General features: G+C 71.3%; 20 protein-coding genes. 13 read left to right on the top strand and 7 right to left on the bottom strand.

Annotation, left to right across the window (positions count from 1 at the left end; all coding sequences use genetic code 11):
* The first annotated feature begins 57 nt into the window (after positions 1-57).
* Both AB0N82_RS13550 and AB0N82_RS13545 read left to right on the top strand, forming a co-directional pair.
* Positions 58-597, top strand: a complete 540-nt coding sequence (locus AB0N82_RS13550; RefSeq protein WP_363392219.1) for a phage holin family protein — start codon at positions 58-60, stop codon at positions 595-597.
* Between the two features lie 79 nt (positions 598-676).
* Positions 677-1,426, top strand: coding sequence for a hypothetical protein (locus AB0N82_RS13545; RefSeq protein ID WP_315995316.1), 750 nt, complete (start codon positions 677-679; stop codon positions 1,424-1,426).
* 143 nt (positions 1,427-1,569) lie between these two features.
* Here the strand turns inward: AB0N82_RS13545 and AB0N82_RS13540 are convergent, their stop codons facing one another.
* Positions 1,570-2,439 carry a hypothetical protein gene (locus AB0N82_RS13540; protein ID WP_315995317.1) on the bottom strand — a complete coding sequence of 290 codons (870 nt, stop codon included), beginning with the start codon at positions 2,437-2,439 and terminating at the stop codon, positions 1,570-1,572.
* A gap of 179 nt (positions 2,440-2,618) precedes the next feature.
* On the opposite strand from AB0N82_RS13540, the gene AB0N82_RS13535 reads away from it, so the two are divergent.
* Genes AB0N82_RS13535 through AB0N82_RS13525 form a run of 3 tightly spaced genes read left to right on the top strand, consistent with a single transcriptional unit; the run spans position 2,619 to position 5,172 of the window.
* Positions 2,619-3,182 carry a hypothetical protein gene (locus AB0N82_RS13535; protein WP_363392217.1) on the top strand — a complete coding sequence of 188 codons (564 nt, stop codon included), beginning with the start codon at positions 2,619-2,621 and terminating at the stop codon, positions 3,180-3,182.
* A complete protein-coding gene (locus AB0N82_RS13530; RefSeq protein ID WP_363392215.1) occupies positions 3,179-4,561 on the top strand; it encodes an ATP-binding protein in 1,383 nt (460 codons plus the stop codon). The genes AB0N82_RS13535 and AB0N82_RS13530 overlap by 4 nt, the downstream gene beginning before the upstream one ends.
* On the top strand, positions 4,558-5,172 hold the full coding sequence (locus AB0N82_RS13525; RefSeq protein WP_315995320.1) for a response regulator transcription factor: 615 nt from the start codon (positions 4,558-4,560) through the stop codon (positions 5,170-5,172). Before AB0N82_RS13530 ends, AB0N82_RS13525 begins: the two co-directional genes overlap by 4 nt.
* 6 nt (positions 5,173-5,178) lie before the next feature.
* Here AB0N82_RS13525 and AB0N82_RS13520 read toward each other — a convergent pair whose 3' ends face one another.
* Positions 5,179-5,682: a class F sortase gene (locus tag AB0N82_RS13520; protein ID WP_363392293.1), complete on the bottom strand. Its 504-nt coding sequence runs from the start codon at positions 5,680-5,682 to the stop codon at positions 5,179-5,181.
* A 137-nt stretch (positions 5,683-5,819) separates the two neighbouring features.
* Positions 5,820-6,530 (bottom strand): CHRD domain-containing protein, encoded by a 711-nt coding sequence (locus tag AB0N82_RS13515; protein WP_363392212.1) that lies wholly within the window; start codon positions 6,528-6,530, stop codon positions 5,820-5,822.
* Between the two features lie 220 nt (positions 6,531-6,750).
* On the opposite strand from AB0N82_RS13515, the gene AB0N82_RS13510 reads away from it, so the two are divergent.
* Positions 6,751-7,284 carry a sigma-70 family RNA polymerase sigma factor gene (locus AB0N82_RS13510; protein WP_315995323.1) on the top strand — a complete coding sequence of 178 codons (534 nt, stop codon included), beginning with the start codon at positions 6,751-6,753 and terminating at the stop codon, positions 7,282-7,284.
* A complete protein-coding gene (locus tag AB0N82_RS13505; protein WP_315995324.1) occupies positions 7,268-7,963 on the top strand; it encodes a hypothetical protein in 696 nt (231 codons plus the stop codon). The genes AB0N82_RS13510 and AB0N82_RS13505 overlap by 17 nt, the downstream gene beginning before the upstream one ends.
* A 34-nt stretch (positions 7,964-7,997) precedes the next feature.
* Here AB0N82_RS13505 and AB0N82_RS13500 read toward each other — a convergent pair whose 3' ends face one another.
* Positions 7,998-9,314, bottom strand: a complete 1,317-nt coding sequence (locus AB0N82_RS13500) for a D-alanyl-D-alanine carboxypeptidase (protein WP_363392210.1) — start codon at positions 9,312-9,314, stop codon at positions 7,998-8,000.
* Between the two features lie 172 nt (positions 9,315-9,486).
* Here AB0N82_RS13500 and AB0N82_RS13495 point away from each other — a divergent pair, with 172 nt between their 5' ends.
* Both AB0N82_RS13495 and AB0N82_RS13490 read left to right on the top strand, forming a co-directional pair.
* Positions 9,487-9,657: a CsbD family protein gene (locus AB0N82_RS13495; RefSeq protein WP_074697048.1), complete on the top strand. Its 171-nt coding sequence runs from the start codon at positions 9,487-9,489 to the stop codon at positions 9,655-9,657.
* 98 nt (positions 9,658-9,755) lie between these two features.
* Positions 9,756-10,724, top strand: a complete 969-nt coding sequence (locus AB0N82_RS13490; RefSeq protein WP_363392207.1) for an aldose 1-epimerase family protein — start codon at positions 9,756-9,758, stop codon at positions 10,722-10,724.
* Positions 10,725-10,796: 72 nt separating this feature from the next.
* Here AB0N82_RS13490 and AB0N82_RS13485 read toward each other — a convergent pair whose 3' ends face one another.
* On the bottom strand, positions 10,797-11,207 hold the full coding sequence (locus tag AB0N82_RS13485; RefSeq protein WP_315995327.1) for a glucose-6-phosphate dehydrogenase: 411 nt from the start codon (positions 11,205-11,207) through the stop codon (positions 10,797-10,799).
* A gap of 177 nt (positions 11,208-11,384) precedes the next feature.
* Here AB0N82_RS13485 and AB0N82_RS13480 point away from each other — a divergent pair, with 177 nt between their 5' ends.
* Entirely contained in the window at positions 11,385-12,794 is a 1,410-nt protein-coding gene (locus AB0N82_RS13480) for an SPFH domain-containing protein (protein ID WP_363392205.1), read from the top strand.
* Between the two features lie 13 nt (positions 12,795-12,807).
* Positions 12,808-13,635 carry a DNA-formamidopyrimidine glycosylase family protein gene (locus AB0N82_RS13475; protein ID WP_315995329.1) on the top strand — a complete coding sequence of 276 codons (828 nt, stop codon included), beginning with the start codon at positions 12,808-12,810 and terminating at the stop codon, positions 13,633-13,635.
* Between the two features lie 343 nt (positions 13,636-13,978).
* Here the strand turns inward: AB0N82_RS13475 and AB0N82_RS13470 are convergent, their stop codons facing one another.
* Positions 13,979-14,527: a type 1 glutamine amidotransferase domain-containing protein gene (locus tag AB0N82_RS13470; protein WP_363392203.1), complete on the bottom strand. Its 549-nt coding sequence runs from the start codon at positions 14,525-14,527 to the stop codon at positions 13,979-13,981.
* A gap of 236 nt (positions 14,528-14,763) precedes the next feature.
* Here AB0N82_RS13470 and AB0N82_RS13465 point away from each other — a divergent pair, with 236 nt between their 5' ends.
* Positions 14,764-14,901, top strand: coding sequence for a hypothetical protein (locus AB0N82_RS13465; protein WP_315995331.1), 138 nt, complete (start codon positions 14,764-14,766; stop codon positions 14,899-14,901).
* 171 nt (positions 14,902-15,072) lie between these two features.
* On the opposite strand, the gene AB0N82_RS13460 is transcribed toward AB0N82_RS13465, so the two are convergent.
* Complete coding sequence (locus tag AB0N82_RS13460; protein ID WP_363392200.1) at positions 15,073-16,566, bottom strand: MDR family MFS transporter; 1,494 nt, start codon at positions 16,564-16,566, stop codon at positions 15,073-15,075.
* Between the two features lie 200 nt (positions 16,567-16,766).
* Between AB0N82_RS13460 and AB0N82_RS13455 the strand changes: the two genes are divergently transcribed.
* Complete coding sequence (locus AB0N82_RS13455) at positions 16,767-18,704, top strand: ABC transporter ATP-binding protein (protein ID WP_363392291.1); 1,938 nt, start codon at positions 16,767-16,769, stop codon at positions 18,702-18,704.
* Positions 18,705-18,716: the final 12 nt, after the last annotated feature.

The raw sequence follows: 18,716 nt of genomic DNA, 5'->3' as shown, positions 1-18,716 counted from the left end.
GGCGACGTGGTGGAGTTCCGGTTCAACAACTGACGCTCGGGTGAGGGGCGACGGCCGATGACTTCCCGGGACATCGTCGCGCGCTACGACGAAGTCAAGCGGGCAGCCGTGGAGAGCGCCCTGCGGAAGGCCGTGCGCGGGCAGGGTATCGCGGCGATCGCCCTCGCCGCGGTGTGGGGACTCGTCACGCTGCTCCCACTCGTCGCCGCGGCCGTCGCCGGGCAGGCCAGCGCCACCCTGGTAGTCGTCTTCGGCGCGCTGCTCCTCGTTCCCCTCGCCATCGGCGTCTTCGGTGTGCGCCAGCTCCGGCGACGACCACGCATACCTGAGATGACCGTCGCGATCACCCCCACCAGCGTGCATTTCCCGGCCCTCGAACGTCCGTCCGGCGTGGCTGGACGAGTGCCGGCCGAGGAGTGGCCGCGGGAGGGGACGACCGCCGAGATCAGACCGGCGTCCGGACTGCTGCCGACGGCCGCCATCGTCTTCACGCGGCACGACGGACGCACACGGCGGCGCCGGACGGTCTCCGCCGAGCATCTCGACATCGACCCGCGGACGATCGTCGATGTGCTCGGCGGTCCGCCGTCCGCCTAGCGACGATGCGTCGCGACGCGGCAGAGACCTGGCCACCCGTACCGTCCGTCGTCAGATGCTCTTTCCTACACTGGGCTCCATGGACACCCCCGACGCCCGCATCGCCTCTGTTCCGCCCGGGTGGGTGTGGCCGGCGGCATCCAAGAAGCGGTTGTCTCTGCTGCCCGCGGAGATGTTCAACCGGACGTTCGAGCGGGCGCCCGACGACTGGCTGCACGTCGCCCCGCTGAAGAAACCTCCGCTGTTCCTGACCGTCGTGACCGGTGTCATCACCCTGTTCCTCGGGTGGGTGGTGGTCGCCGTGTTGATGCAGGCCGGCACCACCCCGGCGATGGAGGGCCCGATCCCGTACGTGATCGCGGGTGTCTTCGGGCTCATCGGGCTGTTCTTCCTCATCTCGTTCATCAGCCTGCTCTTCGCCTCGCGGAGCCGCTCATCGTGGGGCAACCGTCAGTGCGTGGCGGTCGGGCGCAGCGGTATCGCGGTGCGGTTCCAAGGCGTGGGCACGAACATCCCGTGGTCCGAGGTGAAGGCAGTGGTCGCGACGACGACGAACGACTCGGGGGTGCAGCAGGCGCGCCCGGTGAAGATCCCGGTCCTGCGGATCGAGCGTGACGTCGACCTCGCCTCGGGCGAGCTGCGGTCGTGGCAGATCGCCACGTTCGCGCTCGACGCGGCGCCGCGCGCGGTCTATGCCGCGGCTCACTTCTACTGGACGCACCCGCATCTGCGCGCGGAGCTCGGGACCACCGTGGCCCAGCAGCGCATCGACGGATTCGCCGGGTTCGCGCCCACGACGGTGGGGCCGCAGGGCGTCGCCGGCTTCTGACCGCGAACGGTGGCAGGCGAGCGCCGACCGTCCACGCCGTCGAGAGCGGGGTCACGGCGAGCCCGTCGCGAGGAACACGACAGCGCCCCCGGCCATCCGACCGGGGGCGCTGTGTTCTTCGGGTCTCTGTGTTCCCAGGGAACTCAGCCGCCGATCGGCGTCGGGTTCGTCGGGTCGGGCGGAACGGGGAGCGAACCGTTGATGCGGTTCTGCGCCTGGCACTGGCTCGTGCAGTTCGTGGCGCCGGCCGACAGTTCCACGGCATCCTCGCCGAGCACGCCGCCCATGCGGCCGCCCGAGGTCACGGTCCACTTCGTGACGGTGGCATCCTGATACGTCTTCGTCGCGACCTGGGGGCTGTCCTTGCCGAGCAGCATCTGGTGGGCGTTCGCGCCGGAGGCGACGGCATCCACTCCGTTTCCGAAGTTGATCTTGCCCGTGTACTGGTTCACGAAGTAGAACAGCCCGGGGCCGAGCGTGTGCACGAGTTCGACGGGGGCGGCGAACTCGGGCTCCATCTGGAAGATGCCGCCCTGCGCGCCGTCCTTGGCCTGGATCTTGAGCTTGCCGGCCGCCGTGGTGAAGATCGCGACGATCGCGTCGTCACGCACCTCGAGGCTCGACAGGCGGGTGCCTGCGCGCTGCGCGGCGGTGAGCGTCGGCACCTTCGACGCGAACACCACGGTGGGGCTCGTGACCATGCGCTGCGTGTCGGGGGCGCCGGTCAGGGTGTAGTCGTACACGCCCAGGGTCACGGGGTCGATCGTGAAGCGGTTGTTCGTCCCGCTCACGGTGATGCGGCCCGAGACGGCGATGTCCTTCAGCTTCGCGTCCTTGCCGGGTGCGGGGTTGTAGGTGGTGCCGTTGACGGTGACCGCGTAGTCACCGCCCGCTGAGGTCGTCTTGGCCTGGGCCGCGGTGGGGAGGAGGAGTCCGGATGCCGCGACCAGGGCGGCCGCGAGGATCGCGGTGCCGCGGGCCAGGCGGCGGCGGGACGGGGTGCTGATGCTCATGCTCTCTCGTTTCGTCGGTGGGCGAGCTGTGTCCACCGTCGGTCCGCGACCCCGGGCCGGGCAATGCGACCTTGGTACTACGACCATCGTCCGATGGCCCCGGTGCGCTGTTTCGCGGACAGTGGGTCATGACAGTCCTCGTCGCGGGTGACAATGCAGAGGGCGGAAGGATGGATGACATGAAGAAGCGGATCCTCATCGGCGCGGGTGCGCTGGTGCTCGCCGCCGCCCCCGCGGCGGTGGGGTTGTGGGGCAATGCCTCGTTCGCCGAATCGGTTCCCGTTCCCGTGCCGACGTCGGTCCAGGTGGGCGTCCTCACTCCGAGCCCCGGCCCGAGCGTGGACGACCACGGCGGTGATCGGGACCGGGACCGACGGAGCGAGCCGGGCGACGATCGTGACGCGGATGGCGACGCCGCCGCGGACGACCGACGCGGCTCGACCTCAGACGATTCCTCCGTGTCCGGGAACATCGACGACCACGGCGGGTCGGCCGTCACGGACGATTCCGTCGCTCCCTCCGGGGCCGATGACGGCGGGGGAGAGGTCCCCCGCGACGCTCGCGTCGAACAGGGCGACGACCGGACCTCATCGGATGCCGGCGCCTCCGATGACTCGCGGAACGGCGGCGATGACGCGGCCTCGGGCGGGTCGGGTTCCGGCGGTTCCGGCTCCGATGACAGCGGCCGCCATGGAGGACGCGACGTGGTGACGGTGGTGGCCGTGGGGGAGACGACTGAGTGACATCGGACCCGTCCGCCTCTCCCTGGCAGGTGCTGGTCGAGGCCCGAGCGGCGTCGGCGGCACCTCGCCGCTTGTCGACCCGTGCAGTGCTCGTGCGCCTCGCCGCGGGCCTGGCCGCCGTGCTCGTCGCGGTCGCCGCCCTCGCCGGGTTCGGCGCGCAGTGGCTCGCGGAACGCGAAGCCGTCAATGATGCCGCGCAGGTCACGAACGTGCTCGCCGACGCCGTGGTGCGTCCGGTCCTGACCGACGGACTCGCGGCGGGGGAGGACGCCGCGCTCGCCGCGTTCGACGAGACGGTGAGGTCGCAGATCCTCGGAGACGACGTCATCCGGGTGAAGATCTGGGATACCGAGGGGCGCGTGCTGTACGCCGACGAGCCGCAGCTGATCGGACGCACCTTCGCCCTCGACGACGCACAGCGCGCGGCCCTGGCCGCCCCGTCGACCCGCGCGGCGGTCTCGGATCTGTCGGAGGACGAGAACGAGTTCGAGACCGGTTCCCGGCTGCTCGAGGTGTACCGGCCCATGTGGACACCCAGTGGGCAGCAGGTGCTGTTCGAGGTCTACTACCCGTACGAGCCGGTCGCCGCGCGTTCCGCCGAGCTGTGGCGCGGCTTCGCGGGGGTGACGACGAGCAGTCTGCTGCTGTTCGTCGTGCTGACGGCCCCGATCGTCTGGACGTTGCTGCGCCAGCTCCGAGGCGCGGAGGCACGCCGGGCGGAACTGCTGCAGCGTGCCGTGGACGCATCGGACGCGGAGCGTCGGCGGATCGCCGGATCACTGCACGACGGCCCGGTGCAGGAGCTCGTCGCGACCAGTTACGGGGCCGAGGCCGCCGCCGTCGCCGCCGACGCGCGCGGAGAGGAAGAGGGAGCCGCCGGCATGCGCGAGGTCGCGGGCGCCGTGCGCGGTAACGTGCGGGTTCTGCGATCGCTCCTCGTCGACATCTACCCCGAGAGCCTCACGGCGTCGGGCCTGTCCTCGGCGCTGCACGACCTCGCCGCGACCGCCCGGACGCGTGGCGTGCCGGTCGTCCTCGACCTGCGCGCGCCCATCGATGCACTGTCGGAGGCGCACGAGCGCCTGATCTATCGGATCGTCCAGGAGGCCCTGCGAAACGCCGTGACCCACGCCGCGCCCTGCACGGTGACCATCGCGGTCGCGGCCGACCGTGGACGCATCGACCTGGTCGTCGCCGACGACGGCCCCGGCTTCGACGCCACCGCGGTGCTCGACGCCCCGGCCGAGGGGCACCTCGGTCTGCGCGTGCTCCGCGATCTCGCCACGGACGCGGGCGCCGAGCTCGCCCTGTCGACGTCCCCTGGCCGCGGCACGCGCTGGCGCCTGCGTTTCACCGACACCCCCCGGGAGATCCCATGATCCGCGTCCTCGTCGTCGACGATCACTCGATGGTGCGGGAGGGACTGGCATCCGTCCTCGCGGCCGAGGGCGACATCGCCGTCGTCGCCACGGCGGCGAACGGCGTCGACGCCCTCCGGGCGATCGAGGACGTCGACGTCGACGTCGCGGTCATGGACCTCTCGATGCCCGTGATGGACGGGGTCACCGCGACGCGCGAGATCCGCTCCCGTGCCGCCGGCATCCGGGTGCTCGTCCTGACCTCCTTCGGCGACCGTGACCAGGTGCGTCGCGCCGTCGCCGCGGGGGCGACCGGGTATCAGCTGAAGGATGCCGAGCCCCACGACCTCCGTGCGGCGGTGCGGGCCGTGCACGCCGGGCATGCCCCGCTGGATCCGCGCGTCGCGGGCGCGCTGCTCCCCGAGGAGATCACCGTGGACAGCGGTCTGAGCGCCCGCGAGGAGGAGGTGCTGCGCCTGGTGGCCGACGGGCTCGCCAACAAGCAGGTCGCGAACGCGCTCGGCATCTCGGAGCGCACGGTGAAGGCGCACCTGGGCAGTGTGTTCCGCCAGATCGGCGTGGCCGACCGGACGAGCGCGGCGCTGTGGGCGCGCGATCACCTCGGAACGTGACGGTCGTCAGACCCGCTCCGCGTAGACCACGCGGTTGTCGACGTAGTGCCCCGAATCGCGATCGAAGACGCCCCCGCACGTGATGAGTCGGAGCTCATCTCGCGCCGTCGCCCCGAAGACGCGCGCGGTGGGGAACGACGACTTGGGGTAGTCGGCCGCTTCGGTGACGCGGTACGCGTGCGTCCGGCCGTCGGCATCCTGCACCTCCACGACGTCTCCGACGACGAGGTCCTCGAGATCCTGGAAGACCGCGGGACCGGTGGGCGAGTCGACGTGCGCGGCGATCACCGTCGGGCCCGTGCCCCCGGGGCGCCCTCCGCCGGTGAACCAGCCGACCTCGTCGTAGTCGGCGGGAACCTCCATGGCGCCGTCGTCGGCGATGCCGAGGTCGATCAGTGACTCGTCCAGGTTGATCGCCGGGATCGACACGCGCACGGGAGGGGAAGCCGAGGCCGGGGACGCCGTCGAGGTCGGGGGCGATGATGACGCCGGGGGAGACGCGGTCGTCACGAGGGGCGTCGGCTCATCGGCCACAAGCGGGGAACTGCAACCGGTGACGGTCGTGAGCGCGCCGACGACGAGCACGCACGCGGTGCGCCGCTTCCATCCCGAGAAGGACGGCCGCCGCGCACCGCGCCGTGCGTCGGTCACTTCGCCGACGACGCGTGACGGCGGCGTAGCGCGAGTGCACCCGCGGCCACGACTCCCAGGCCGCCCGCTGCCGCGGCGAGACCCCACCCGCCGGCATCCGCCGTGGCGGAGCCACCGGCACCGGTGTCGACGCCGCCGACGGGGATCGCCGACAGCTGCCCGCGGACGACGCCGGCCGCGAAGTCGACGGTGTGCGAGTCGCCGGTGAAGCCGGCGGGGTCGGCCTCGATCTGCTTCAGGGTGAAGCCCTCGCCGGTGTCGACGCCGTCGGCGACCACGCCCGTGGTGAAGGGGCCCTGCAGGCAGCCTGAGGAGGTGCGGGGTCCGTCGCCCACGGGGGCGGGGTTGGGGAAGGCGATGCGGGGCGGCCCGGGCTTGCCGACGGCCGCTTCGTGGATGTGCGTGGCGGTCTTGGCGGGGCTCTGGTAGTCGCCGGTGACGCCCTCGAGGCGGATGTCGTAGCAGATGATGTCGAGGTCGGAATTGATGCGGAACGTGTACGTGCCGGTGGCGCCCTCCTCGCCGGGCGCGGCGACGCCGTCGTTGTTGATCACCTGATCGGGGGTGGCCATGACCGTGAACGCGCTCGTGAACTCGGCGGGTTCGGCCACCTCGGTCTCGGCGTGCGCGGGGAGCCCGACGGCCAGGAGGGCGACGCCGGCCAGGGCGCCGATCGTCAGTGGGCGGGCGTACGTCTTCTTCGTCATCGTCGTGCCTTTCGATCGGGACGCGGAGTGTCCGGTTGCGGGGGAGTACGACCGCCGGGGGCCGCGCGTTCACGGCATCCGGGATTTTCTTCCGCGCCGTGAACGCCGGCACCGCCCCGGTCGTACACCCCACGAGGCCGTCGGCAGGCGACGGTTACCCTCGGAGAGGACGACACGGGTGACGGAGTCCGAGTCCACAAGACGCGAGGGGGAGTTGCGGATGCGCGCCTCTCGGCGACCGAGCACACGCCCCGCGTTCGACCTACGCCGTGCGTTCGACGACAACGGCCACGCCCTGCTGGGATTCGCGGTGAACGCCCTGCGCGACCGGCCGTTGGCCGAGGACTGCGTGCAGGAGACGTTCCTCCGAGCGTGGCGGGCGCGCGACCGATTCGACGCGCGGGCCGCATCCGAGCGCACGTGGCTGTTCTCGATCGCGCGCAACGTGATCGTCGACGCCCTGCGTGCTCGGGCGCGGCTGCCGGTGATCGGCGACCAAGGCGAGCTCGAGAGCCGGGCGGCCGAGGCGATCGACCCGCTCGACCGCTTGCGCATGCTCGAGGCGCTGTCGATCCTCAGCGAGGCGCATCGCACCGCGGTCGTGGCGATTCACCTGCACGGTCGTTCGTATCAGGAGCTCGCAGATGCCACGGGCGTCCCTGTCGCGACGTGGCGCACACGAACGTTCCACGGGCTCCGCGCCCTCCGCACGCACCTCGAGGAGATGGAGGAGACCGATGCGCACTCCCGATGACCGCTGGGCCGAACTGGCCGCCGCCGCGCTGGCGGGTGAGCTGAGCGCGGCGGAGGAGGCGGAGTTCGACGAGCTGCGTCGCTCCGACCCGGCCCGCGCCGAGGAGTACGCCCACCTCGAGGACCTCACCGGACGGCTCCGTCAGGGCGACGTCGGGTGGGTCGCGCCGCGCGACGGCGGCGAGCTGTTCGCTCGGATCGAGTCCTCGCTGGGGGCCCCGGCTCCGGTGCCCCACGCGGCACCGCGGGAGCGACAGCGCCGATGGGTGACGCCGGTGGTCGCGGCCGCGTGCCTGGTGGGGGGCGTCGTGCTCGGGGTCAACGGCGTGGGGCTGTTCGACTCCTCGGTGCCGTCGGGCCCGCCCGGCACCCTCGGCGCCCTCGAGCGCGTCGCGGTGAGCGACGACCGCGACGGAGTGGACGTCTCGGCCGAGGTCGTCGCGCACACGTGGGGCACGGAGGCCTACCTCGAAGCGACGGGGCTCGACGTGGGGGCCACCTACGAGCTGGTCTTCGTCGGGGTCGACGGCGCGGAGTTCTCGGCGGGCGAGGTGCTGGGCTCCGAGGTGCCGATCGTCTGCCGTCTGAACGCGGCCGTTCTCCGGGGGGATGCCGTGCGCATGGAATTGCGCGACACCGGCGAGGCCGTGATCGCGCACGCGGACCTGCCCGCGGTCTGAAACGTCATGGCGGGAGGGGGCGCCCGCCCGGGCGTCAGCCCAGTTCGCCCGGGTGGGTCAGACGCCACAGCAGCGTGGGCTCCTCGATGGCGCCGGAGATCTTCACGTCGGCCGAGGTCGATTGCGGACCCGCCGTCCACGTGACGGTCCCGACCGTCTCGCCGTCGGCGTAGGTGCGCGGCGTCTCGGTGTCGAGGGTCACGGTCACGGGGGTGTCCGACCAGGTGCGCACCTCCGCATTCTTCGCGAGCACAAGCTCCGCCTGCGACCCCCAGGGCGTGGTGATCGTACCGATCGTCTCGCCGAGGCTGCCGACCTGCAGATCGTGGAACCCGTCGCTGACGCTCTGCAGCAGTCGCGCCACATCGTCGTCGGTGCTGTCGTGGGTCTCGCCGCCCAGGCGCACGCCCGTGATCTCGAGCGGGCTGCCGATGCCGACATCGAGGGACGCCGTGAACAGCAGGTTGAACGTGCCGTCGCCGAGATTGCCGGTCTTGAGTCCGTCGATCCCGAGCGTGCCCAGCAGGTCGTTCGTGTTGGTCACGGTGCCCGCACCGGCCACGCTGATCGAACGCATCGCCGTGATCGCGGCGATCGTGGGGTTCGCCCCGGCCAAGCGGGCGATGGCGACCAGATCGCCGGGCGTGGAGGTGTTGCGCGCGTCGATGCCCGTGGCATCCACGATGCGGGTGTCGTTCAGGCCGTTGCGGGTCAGCCAGGACCGAGCGGCGTCGACGTACGCGCCCTCCGATCCGAAGCCCCAGCGGGCGATCGCGACCGCGTAGTTGCTCGCCGAGGGCAGGAGCATCGTGGCCAGGGCGTCGTGCAACGGCATGCGGGTGCCATCGGGCATGTTCGCGATCGTGACGCCCTGCACGTAGAAACGGTCGTACAGGTCGGTGTCGGCCTCGGTGAAGGCGATGGTGGGTCCGGGATCGGCGGCGTCGCCCAGCGGGTGCGCATCGAGCACGACCAGAGCCGTGATGAGCTTGGCGATGCTGGCGATGGGACGGGCGTCGTCGCCCCCCGACGACGCGAACACCCCGGCCGCATCGGGTCCGAGATACTGTTCGCCGCCGTCGATGCTCATCCGCACCGAGCCGGAGGAGGGCAGGACCAGGGATGCCGGGCCCGCCGCGTTCACGGTCGGCGTCTGCGAGGCGACGGTCGGGGCGGGCAGGGCCGCCGACGACGCCCACCAGACGTAGCCGCCGCCACCGCCGAGGGTGGCGAGGAGAACGACGAGGAAGACGATGAGCGCGACCCGGCCGGCCCGCCCGGGAGGTGCCGGCTCGCGCGGTGCCTCGTCGAGGAGACTGGAGAAATCGGCGAGCGTGTCGGGCGCGGTCATGAGGTGCGACCGCCCGTCGCGAATGATGCTTCCCCCCGGCGCATGCCTCGAACCTATCCCGTCGGCTTGCCTCACACGCACATGAATTTCAAGCCCCCCGCCGCGTCGGGCGCGCAGATCTAGCGTGGATGCACATCGGGAGATACCCGGAAACCTAACGGGAGGTGCCGACATGGGACTCGACGACAAGATCAAGAACGCCGCTGAGAACATCGCGGGCAAGGCGAAGGAAGCCACGGGCAAGGCCACCGACAACGAGCGCCTCGAAGCCGAGGGCCAGGCGGACCAGACCAAGGCCCACGCCAAGCAGGCCGGCGAGAACGTCAAGGACGCCTTCAAGTAAGTCGCCCTCCCCGAATGCCCCGACCCTCGCGGTCGGGGCATTCGTCGTTTCCGGCACGGATGCCGGAGGCAGGCGCCCGCGTTCGCGATAATGGCGGAATGACCGCTGCCGTTCCCACCGAGACGCCCACGCTCGTCTCGGGCACCCCCGTCGTCCTGCGCGCCCACGGCTACGAAGCCGCGATCGCCAGTGTCGGCGCGTCCCTCCGCTCGCTCACCTTCGACGGCCGTGACCTCGTGGTCCCCTTCGACGCCGACGAACTGCGACCCGCCTATCGCGGCACGACGCTCGCGCCCTGGCCCAATCGGGTGGTGGACGGCATCCATCGCTTCGACGGCGAGGAGCACCAGCTGCCGCTCACCGAGCCGAACCGCGGCCACGCCCTGCACGGTCTGCTGTCGTGGGTGGACTGGAACGTGCTCGACGCCTCCGACGACGCCGTCACCCTGACCGCGACCGTGACCGCTCAGGCCGGATACCCCTGGTGGCTCGTCGTGTCCACCACGTTCCGTCTCGGAGCCGACGGCCTGACGCAGACCGTGCGAGCGACCAACCTGTCCGACACCCCGGCGCCGTGGGGCACCGGCCCGCACCCCTACCTCGTCGCCGGTCCGGCCGCGCTCGACGAATGGTCGCTCTCGCTCCCGGCCGACACCGTGCTCGAGGTCACGCCCGATCGTCTCGCGCCGGTGGCCCTGGCATCCGTCGAGGTCGACGCCGACCGCTTCGACTACCGCGAGGAGCGCGTGCTCGGCGCCGTCGAGATCGACCATGCCTACACCGGGCTGATCCGGGATGCCGACGGCCGCGCCACGGTCACCCTCACCGATCCCGCCGGCACCGGAGTGGCGATGACCTGGGCCGAGGACTGCCCGTGGGTGCAGATCCACACCGCCGACCTGCCGGCCGGGCCCGGGACGCCCGGACACCGCGCGGGGCTGGCGGTGGAGCCGATGACCTGCGCGCCCGATGCGTTCAACGACGACGCCTACGACTTCGCCACCGGCGTGGTCTCGCTCGATCCGGGCGCGTCGCACGAGGCCGGCTGGACGATCTCGGCGCGCTGAGCCGGCCGCAGACGCGAATCGCCCCGGATCCGTCCGGGGCGATTCGTCGTTGCGAGCGGTCGGTCCGCGAGCTCAGACCACCTGGGTGCCGCACATGCCGCAGTCGCCGCCGGCCGAGACCTCGACGAAGCAGTCCGGGCACATCGCCCGCGTGGGCCGGTCGGTGATCGGGGTGGGCTTGGGGCTCGTGCTGCGGCGTTCGGCCTTCGGCGCGGCCGCGCGCGCACGGCGCATCTCGATGGTCGGGGCGGGCGGCGGGGGCGGGGCGACGGGCTTGTGCGCCTCGCAGTAGAAGCGGACGAATCCGCCGTGGTGCTTGGGGTGGCGGTGCTTCACCGCCCACAGCTCGGTGCGCTCGTACAGCGGACCGTCGGTGCCGCACGCGACGCACCGGGTGGCTTCGCCCGGTACGACGTCGGCGACGAGGACGGGGGCGTCGAAGCGGATGGCATCCCGCCAATCCTGCGACGAAACGATCTTCATGGGGGACCCTTCTTCGGCGGTTCGGGCCGCCTCACCCTCAACGGTACGCTCCTCCCCAGGCCCCTGGGGACGCCGATCGTGCGCTCCGGGGCTGGACAGTGCCCGCGGGGCGCCGGATAGGTTGGAAGCAATTCCCCCGCGCCGCCGCTCTCGTGCGGCGCCTGTCGAAGGAGAACCATGGAATTTGCTGCTCTGGGGGCGATCGGCATCGTCGTGGTCATCGCACTCGTCGTCGTCATCGTCGTCTTCCTCATCATCGCGGGGCTGATCCGCGGCTGGTACCGGGTCGCCAAGGCCGACGAGGCCCTGGTGATCGTCGGTAAGCGTCAGAAGGGCGCGGACGGCGGATCCTCCCGCATCACCGTCATCACCGGTGGCGGTGCGATCGTCAACCCGCTCACGCAGCGCGGCGAGATGATCTCGCTGCGCGCTCGTCAGATCAAGATGGAGCCGACCGCGCAGTCGTCCAACGGCGTGACCGTGAACGTCAGCGGTGTGGCGCTGGTCAAGATCGGCTCCGACCCCGAGTCGGTGCGCCGCGCGGCCGAGCGCTTCGCCTCGCAGGACAAGGCGATCGAGCAGTTCACGACCGAGCAGCTCGAGGGTGCGCTGCGCGGCGTCGTCGCGACGCTGACCGTCGAGGAGCTCATGCGCGACCGGCAGCGGCTGTCGGACCAGATCGCCGAGGGCATCAAGGGCGACCTGTCGTCGCAGGGCCTCATCCTCGACTCCTTCCAGATCCAGGGCGTCACCGACGGCAACGGCTACATCGCCGCCCTCGGTGCGACCGAGGTCGAGCGCGTGAAGCGCGAGGCCGAGGTCGCCCGCATCAACGCGGTTCGCGAGATCCGCGCACGCCAGATCGCCACCGATGAGGCGAACCTGATCGAGCAGACGAAGCTCGACAAGAACAGCGCCGCGGCCAAGGCCGAGGTCGGTCGGGCCAACGCCGAGGCCGAGCAGGCCGAGGCCCTCACCCGCGCCGAGCGTCGCCAGGCGGTTCTGCAGCAGGAGGCGCAGAACACGCAGGCGCGCCTCGAGTCCGAGGTCTCCCGCGTGGCCGACGCCGACCTGTACCAGCGCCAGAAGGATGCCGACGCCGAGGCGTACGCGCAGATCAAGGCCGCAGAGGCTCGCGCTCAGATCGCCGAGCAGGAGGCCTCCGCCGTGCGCGTGCGCGCCGAAGCCGACGCGCAGGCCGTGCGCCTGGCCGGTGAGGCGCGCGCCGAGGCGATCCGCGCCGAGGCCGAGGCCCTGTCGCAGAACCAGGAAGCACTGCTCGCCCAGCGCGCTCTCGAGGCGCTGGTGCCGATGATGGCCGAGTTCGCCAAGGGCTACGACCGCGTCGGCAACGTCACCGTCCTCGGCGGCGAGGGCGCGAGCGGCCACCTCGCGACCGAGTCGGCGACGGGCCTGCGCTCCTCGTTCGAGGCCGTGAAGGCGGCGACGGGGATCGACCTGACGCAGATCATCCAGGGCCGCGCCGTGGCCGACGCGTTCGCCGAGTCGGCGCGTCGCCCCGCGGCCGACGCGCCGGCATCCAGCGCCCCCGCGGCGCCGCCCGCGGCGTCGGACCTCGGGGTCTGAGCGGCACCCGCCGATGCCCGAAGCCCCCGAGGTCGAGGCGCTCGCGCTGTTCCTGCGCGAGCGCCTGATCGGTCGCGAGGTCGTCGGCACCGAGCTCGTCGAGGGGAGGGCGTGGAAGACCCGCGGCCGCCCCCTCGACCAGCTCGTGGGTCACCGGGTGACCGCCGTGACGCGATTCGGCAAGCACATCGACCTCGACCTGGACGGTGCGCATCTCTCGCTCGGGTTCGGCCGGGCGGGGTGGGCGACGTGGACCGACGCCGACGCCGCACCACAGCTCGCCGAGGCCGCGGCATCCCCTGCCGCCGCCGTCATCGCGCGGGTCGTGTTCGACGACGGCGAGCTGGGCATCACGGATGCGGGGGAGTGGTTGTCCGTCCAGCTGCACCTCGTCGACGAGCCGCGCGAGGTGCCCTCGGTGGCGAAGCTCGGACCGGATGCCATCGACCCGGACTACTCGCTCGAGATGCTCCGGGCGGCGCTGGGCGGGCGACGAAAGCAGGTGAAGGCCCTCCTGCAGGAGCAGGAGACGCTGGCCGGGATCGGCAACGCGTACTCGGATGAGATACTCTTCGCCGCGCGACTGTCGCCGGTCGCCCACGCCTCGTCGCTGACGGACGACGAGGTGACGCGGCTGTTCGCGGCGTTGCGCGACACGCTCGCCAACGCCGTGGCGTCGCGTCGCGGAGTGCCGATCGCCGAGCAGAAGGCCGCGAAGGTGGCGGCGATGAAGGTGCACGGTCGCACGGGTGAGCCGTGTCCGGGGTGCGGCGGCGTGATCGAGGACATTCCCGGGACGAAGGGCGGCGGCCAGTGGTGCCCGTCGTGCCAGGGCGGCTGAGGGACGGACCGCGGGGCGGGAGACCGGGGGCGTCGGGGTCGGTTCGCGGAGGGGCCCATCAGGTCGGTGGGTGCCGAGATCGGAGCCGTGCCCGCGGGCGATCGCGGCGACCGGCAGCAGCTCAGTGACTTGCATCGGGTCGGTGACCGGCAGCAGGTCGGTGATCGGCGCAGGGTCGGTGTTCCGCCCAGGTCGATGATCTGCGCGGGGCCGGTGATCGGCGCAGGGTCAGCCGGCTCTCGAGTATCCGGTCTGACGCTGCGCCGAACAGGGACGATGCGTGGGCCCGGCGGCACGCGGAAGGGCCCCGGACCGTGGTCCGGGGCCCTTCCGACGATCGCGCTCAGGCGGTTTGACCGGAGTGCGTGCCCTCAGCGACCTCTTCGACGAGCTTGGCGTTGAAGGCCGGAAGGTCGTCGGGGTTGCGGCTGGAGACGAGGCCCTGGTCGACGTGGACCTCTTCGTCGACCCAGGTGGCGCCGGCGTTGCGGAGGTCGGTCTGCAGCGTGGGGTAGCTGGTGAGCGTGCGCCCCTTCAGCACATCGGCCTCGGTCAGGATCCACCCGCCGTGGCAGATGACGGCGACGGGCTTGTGCTGGTCGAAGAAGTCGCGGGCGAAGGACACGGCATCCGTCACGATGCGGATGTCGTCGGCGTTCTGCACGCCGCCCGGAAGGACGAGCGCGTCGAAGTCGCCGGCGGAGGCGCCCGAAACGGCGAGGTCGACCTTTTGCTCATGCCCCTTCTCGCCGCTGATGCTGCCCTCGTTCGGCGAGACGAGCACCGCTTCGGCACCAGCGGAGGTCACGGCCTCCCACGGGCTCGTCAGCTCGCTGTCTTCGAAACCGTCGGTGGCCAGGAATGCGATGCGCTTGCCGCTGAGATCGGTCATGGATACGCCTCTCTTCGTTGTCGGTGGGGTTCTCCACGTTAGGAACGAGACACGGCGCGAGGGCGGGGGTTGCGGATGCCCCGTGCAGGGGTTAGCCGCGAAGCGGGCCGACCGTGTCGATAGACGGCCGGTGCCGGGGTGTGCCCGCACGTTCACAAGTCCGGTCGCTCCCGGCGGGACGGGGGACGGGCGCGGCACCGGCCCCTGCCCGCACGCGCAGGCGTAGCATGGAGCGCATGTCCGGTGACTCCACGTCTGACACGACCACCGCGTCCACGCCGCTTCTCACGCTGCTGAACGCCCCCGCTGTCGAATCCGACGACGACGCTCCTTCCGCCTCGCAGTGCTGCGGCGGCGGCTCCTGCTCTCTCTGAGCGCTCGCTGACGTCTTTCTGACGCGACGCGTCCGCGTCCCGCGCGGCGATGTCGGTCGCCCCTTCTGGTGGTGAGCCGGGGTCTCGCTGCAACGCCGGCGGCGCCGGTCTTCAGCGCAGACCGCGAGACGGGCGCTCACCGTCACGGTGCGCGCCCGCCTCGAATGCCGGTCAGTGCGCGACGACGGCCGCGTCGGCTTCTTCCGCCTCCGCCGGCTTGCGCACGAAGCACGCGAGGACGACCGCGGCCGTGGCGATCACCGCGCCGACGAGGAAGGACGCGTGCACGCCGGACGCGACGGCGCCGGCCTGGTCGGTGCCACCGGCGAGGGCGATGCTCGAGAACACGGTCATGATCGCCACGAAGCCGGCCGTGCCCGCGGCACCGGCGACCTGCTGAGCGGTGCCGACGACGGCACTGCCGTGCGAGTACAGGCGGCGGGGGAGCGAACCGAGCGCGGAGGTCATCAGAGGCGTGAACACGAGGCCCAGCCCGAGGTTCAGGGCGAGGTAGACCGTGACGATCCACCAGATCGCGGTGCCCTGGCCGAAGGTGAGCGCCATCGTCCACAACACGGCGGCGGCGATCAGCATCCCGGGGATGACGAGGGGAGTCGGGCCGAAGCGGTCGAACAGGCGACCGACGATCGGTGCCATGACCCCCATGAGCACGCCGCCCGGAAGCAGCATGAGACCGACGGTGAGGCTGCTGAGGCCGAGCGCCTGCTGCAGGAAGATCGGCAGCAGGATGAGCGACCCGAAGAGAGCCGCCATCACGATCGCGACCAGGGGGACGGCGAGCCGGAACGAGGGGCTCAGGAAGACGCGCAGGTCGAGCAGAGCGGAGTCCGAGCGCTGCAGGCGGAGCTGGCGCAGGACGAAGACCGCGACGAACACGGCGCCCACCGCGAGCGGGATCCACACCGGGACGGACGCGTGGCCCGAGGCCGATTCGCCGATGGCACTCAGGCCGTAGACCAGACCGCCGAAGCCGATCGCCGAAAGGACGACCGAGAGGACGTCGAAACGAGCATCGGGGCGGGTCTCGGTGACGTTGCGGACCCAGCGCGCACCGAGAGCGATGGCGACGAGCGCGATGGGAAGGATGAGCCAGAAGATCGCGTGCCAGGTGAGGGCCGAGAGGATGAGGCCCGAGACCGTGGGCCCGACCGCGGGTGCGACGGCGATGACGATGGTGACGACGCCCATCACCCGACCGCGCCTGTTCGCGGGGACCAGGTTGAGCACTGTCGTGAACAGCAGGGGCATCATGACGCCCGTGCCCATCGCCTGGATGATGCGTCCCGCGAGCAGGACGCCGAACGCCGGCGCGACCGCGGCGACGAGCGTGCCGACGGCGAAGACGCCCATCGCGCTGAAGAACACCACGCGGATCGGGAAGCGCTCGAGGAGGAAGCCGGTCAGGGGGATGACGACGGCCATCGTCAGCAGGAACGCGGAGGTGAGCCACTGGCCGGTGGCCGCGCTCACGCCGAAATCGGCCATGATCGCCGGGAGCGCGACCGACATCGTGGTCTCGTTCAGGATGACGACGAAGGCGGCGACCACGAGCAGCGCGATCACCGGGCCGGGGCGGTGCGCCGGCATCGACGGGGTCGACGCGGTCGTCGGTCGGGAGACGGGGATGGTGCCGGTGGCGGCCATGACGAGGTCCTTTACGCGCGGGGGGCTTCGTGGCGCCACGAAGGGCGACTGCGTCGGACACAACGGGCCGGCGGCCCGAGGTATTCCGATATCGAGACGATCGGATCGAAGATGATCCGGTAGCGACCCTACCGAGGGGCTGCGACATCGCCGTCCGGGGCTCGATGTCGGTGGGCGGACGTAGGCTGGCCCGCATGAGCATGGGCGGAATGGGCGGGAGCATGTTCCGCGGCGTGGATGCCGACGTGCAGCGCAAGCGCAACGCCCAGGCGCCGCGGGTGGCGAATCTGGGCCGTCGGGTCGTCGAGCTCTTCCGCCCCTACCGCGCCCGCATCGCCTTCACTGCGCTGCTGGTCGTCGTCGGCGCGGCGGTCGCGGTCATCCCGCCGCTGCTCGTGCAGCGAATCTTCGACGACGCGCTGTTCCCCGTCGACGGCTCGAACCCCGATCTGCGCCTTCTCGCCGTCCTCGTGAGCCTCATGATCGGGCTCTTCCTCGTCTCCGCGGCTCTCAACGTCGGTCAGACCTGGCTGACGGCCACCGTGGGGAATCGGGTCACCGGCGACCTGCGGACCCGTCTTTTCGACCACCTGCAGAACATGGAGCTCGGGTTCTTCACCCGCACGAAGACGGGCGTCATCCAATCGCGTCTTCAGAACGACGTGGGCGGCGTGTCGGGTGTGCTGACCAACACCGTCACCAGCATCCTCGGCAACGCCGTCACCGTCATCGCGTCGCTCGTGGCCATGATCCTCATCGACTGGCGGCTCACCCTCATCGCGGTGGCGCTCATGCCGTTCCTGCTGTTCGTCCAACGACGGGTGGGCCAGGTGCGGGCCCGCATCGCGGGTGAGACGCAGGAGTCGCTGTCGGAGCTGTCCGCGATCACGCAGGAGACGTTGAGCGTCTCGGGCATCCTGTTGTCGAAGTCGTTCAACCGCCAGCGCACCGAGTCCGCGCGCTTCGACGCCGAGAACGACAACCAGGTGGGCCTGCAGGTGCGCCGCGCGATGAGCGGTCAGGGCTTCTTCGCCGTCGTGCAGGTGATCATGTCGAGCGTGCCCGCGGTCATCTACCTCGTCTCGGGATACCTCATCGGCGGCGGCGCGGGGGCGATCACCGCCGGCACCATCGTCGCCTTCACCACGGTGCAGGCGCGGCTGCTCATGCCCCTGATGGGCCTCATGCGCGTCGCGCTCGACGTGCAGACCTCGTCGGCGCTGTTCGCCCGGATCTTCGAGTACCTCGACCTGCGCCCGGCCATCGTCGACGTGCCCGATGCGCTTCCCGTCTCGGCCGCGCCCGGACCGCTCGGGCGCATCGAGTTCCGCGACGTGGAGTTCCGGTACCCGGACGCCCCTGCGCAGGCGCGACCGACCCTCGACGGCGTGTCGTTCACGGTCGAGCCCGGCCAGCACGTCGCCTTCGTCGGGCCGTCCGGCGCGGGGAAGACGACCATCCTGTACCTGACGCCGCGGATGTACGAAGCCAGCGGCGGCGCGGTCCTGTTCTCGGGAGCCGATGTGCGTTCGCTCGAGCGCGCCTCGATCATCGACGAGATCGGCATCGTCTCGCAAGAGACCTACCTCTTCCATGCGACCGTCCGCGAGAACCTGCGCTACGCCCGTCCCGACGCCACCGACGACGAGATCGAGGCCGCGTGTCGGGCGGCCAACATCCACCACGTGATCGCCGGTTTCGAGGCCGGGTACGACACGGTCGTCGGTGAACGCGGATACCGCCTCTCGGGCGGCGAGAAGCAGCGCATCGCGATCGCGAGGGTGCTGCTGAAAGACCCGCCCGTGCTGCTGCTCGACGAGGCGACGAGCGCCCTCGACACCGTGTCGGAGCGCATCGTGCAGGAAGCCCTCGAGACCGCCTCGCACGGTCGAACCACGCTGTCGATCGCCCACCGCCTGTCGACGGTGATCGGTGCCGATCAGATTCACGTGGTGGATGCCGGTCGCATCGTCGAATCCGGCACGCACGGCGAATTGCTGGCGCGCGGGGGACTGTACGCCAGCCTCGCCGCCGAGCAGCTCGCGGCCTCGTTCGTGCTCGCCGAGGAGCAGCTCGACGAGGCGGGTCTGGCCCGCGCCGCCCTTCCCGCGCGCCGGGCGGACGAGGCGCCGGCGTAGCTCGACGCGGTT

This window comes from Microbacterium sp. NPDC089186, assembly GCF_040685115.1.
Lineage (GTDB): Bacteria > Actinomycetota > Actinomycetes > Actinomycetales > Microbacteriaceae > Microbacterium > Microbacterium galbum.
The sequence above is the reverse complement of the archived record's forward strand: the minus strand, read 5'-3'. Positions and strand labels throughout refer to the sequence as shown.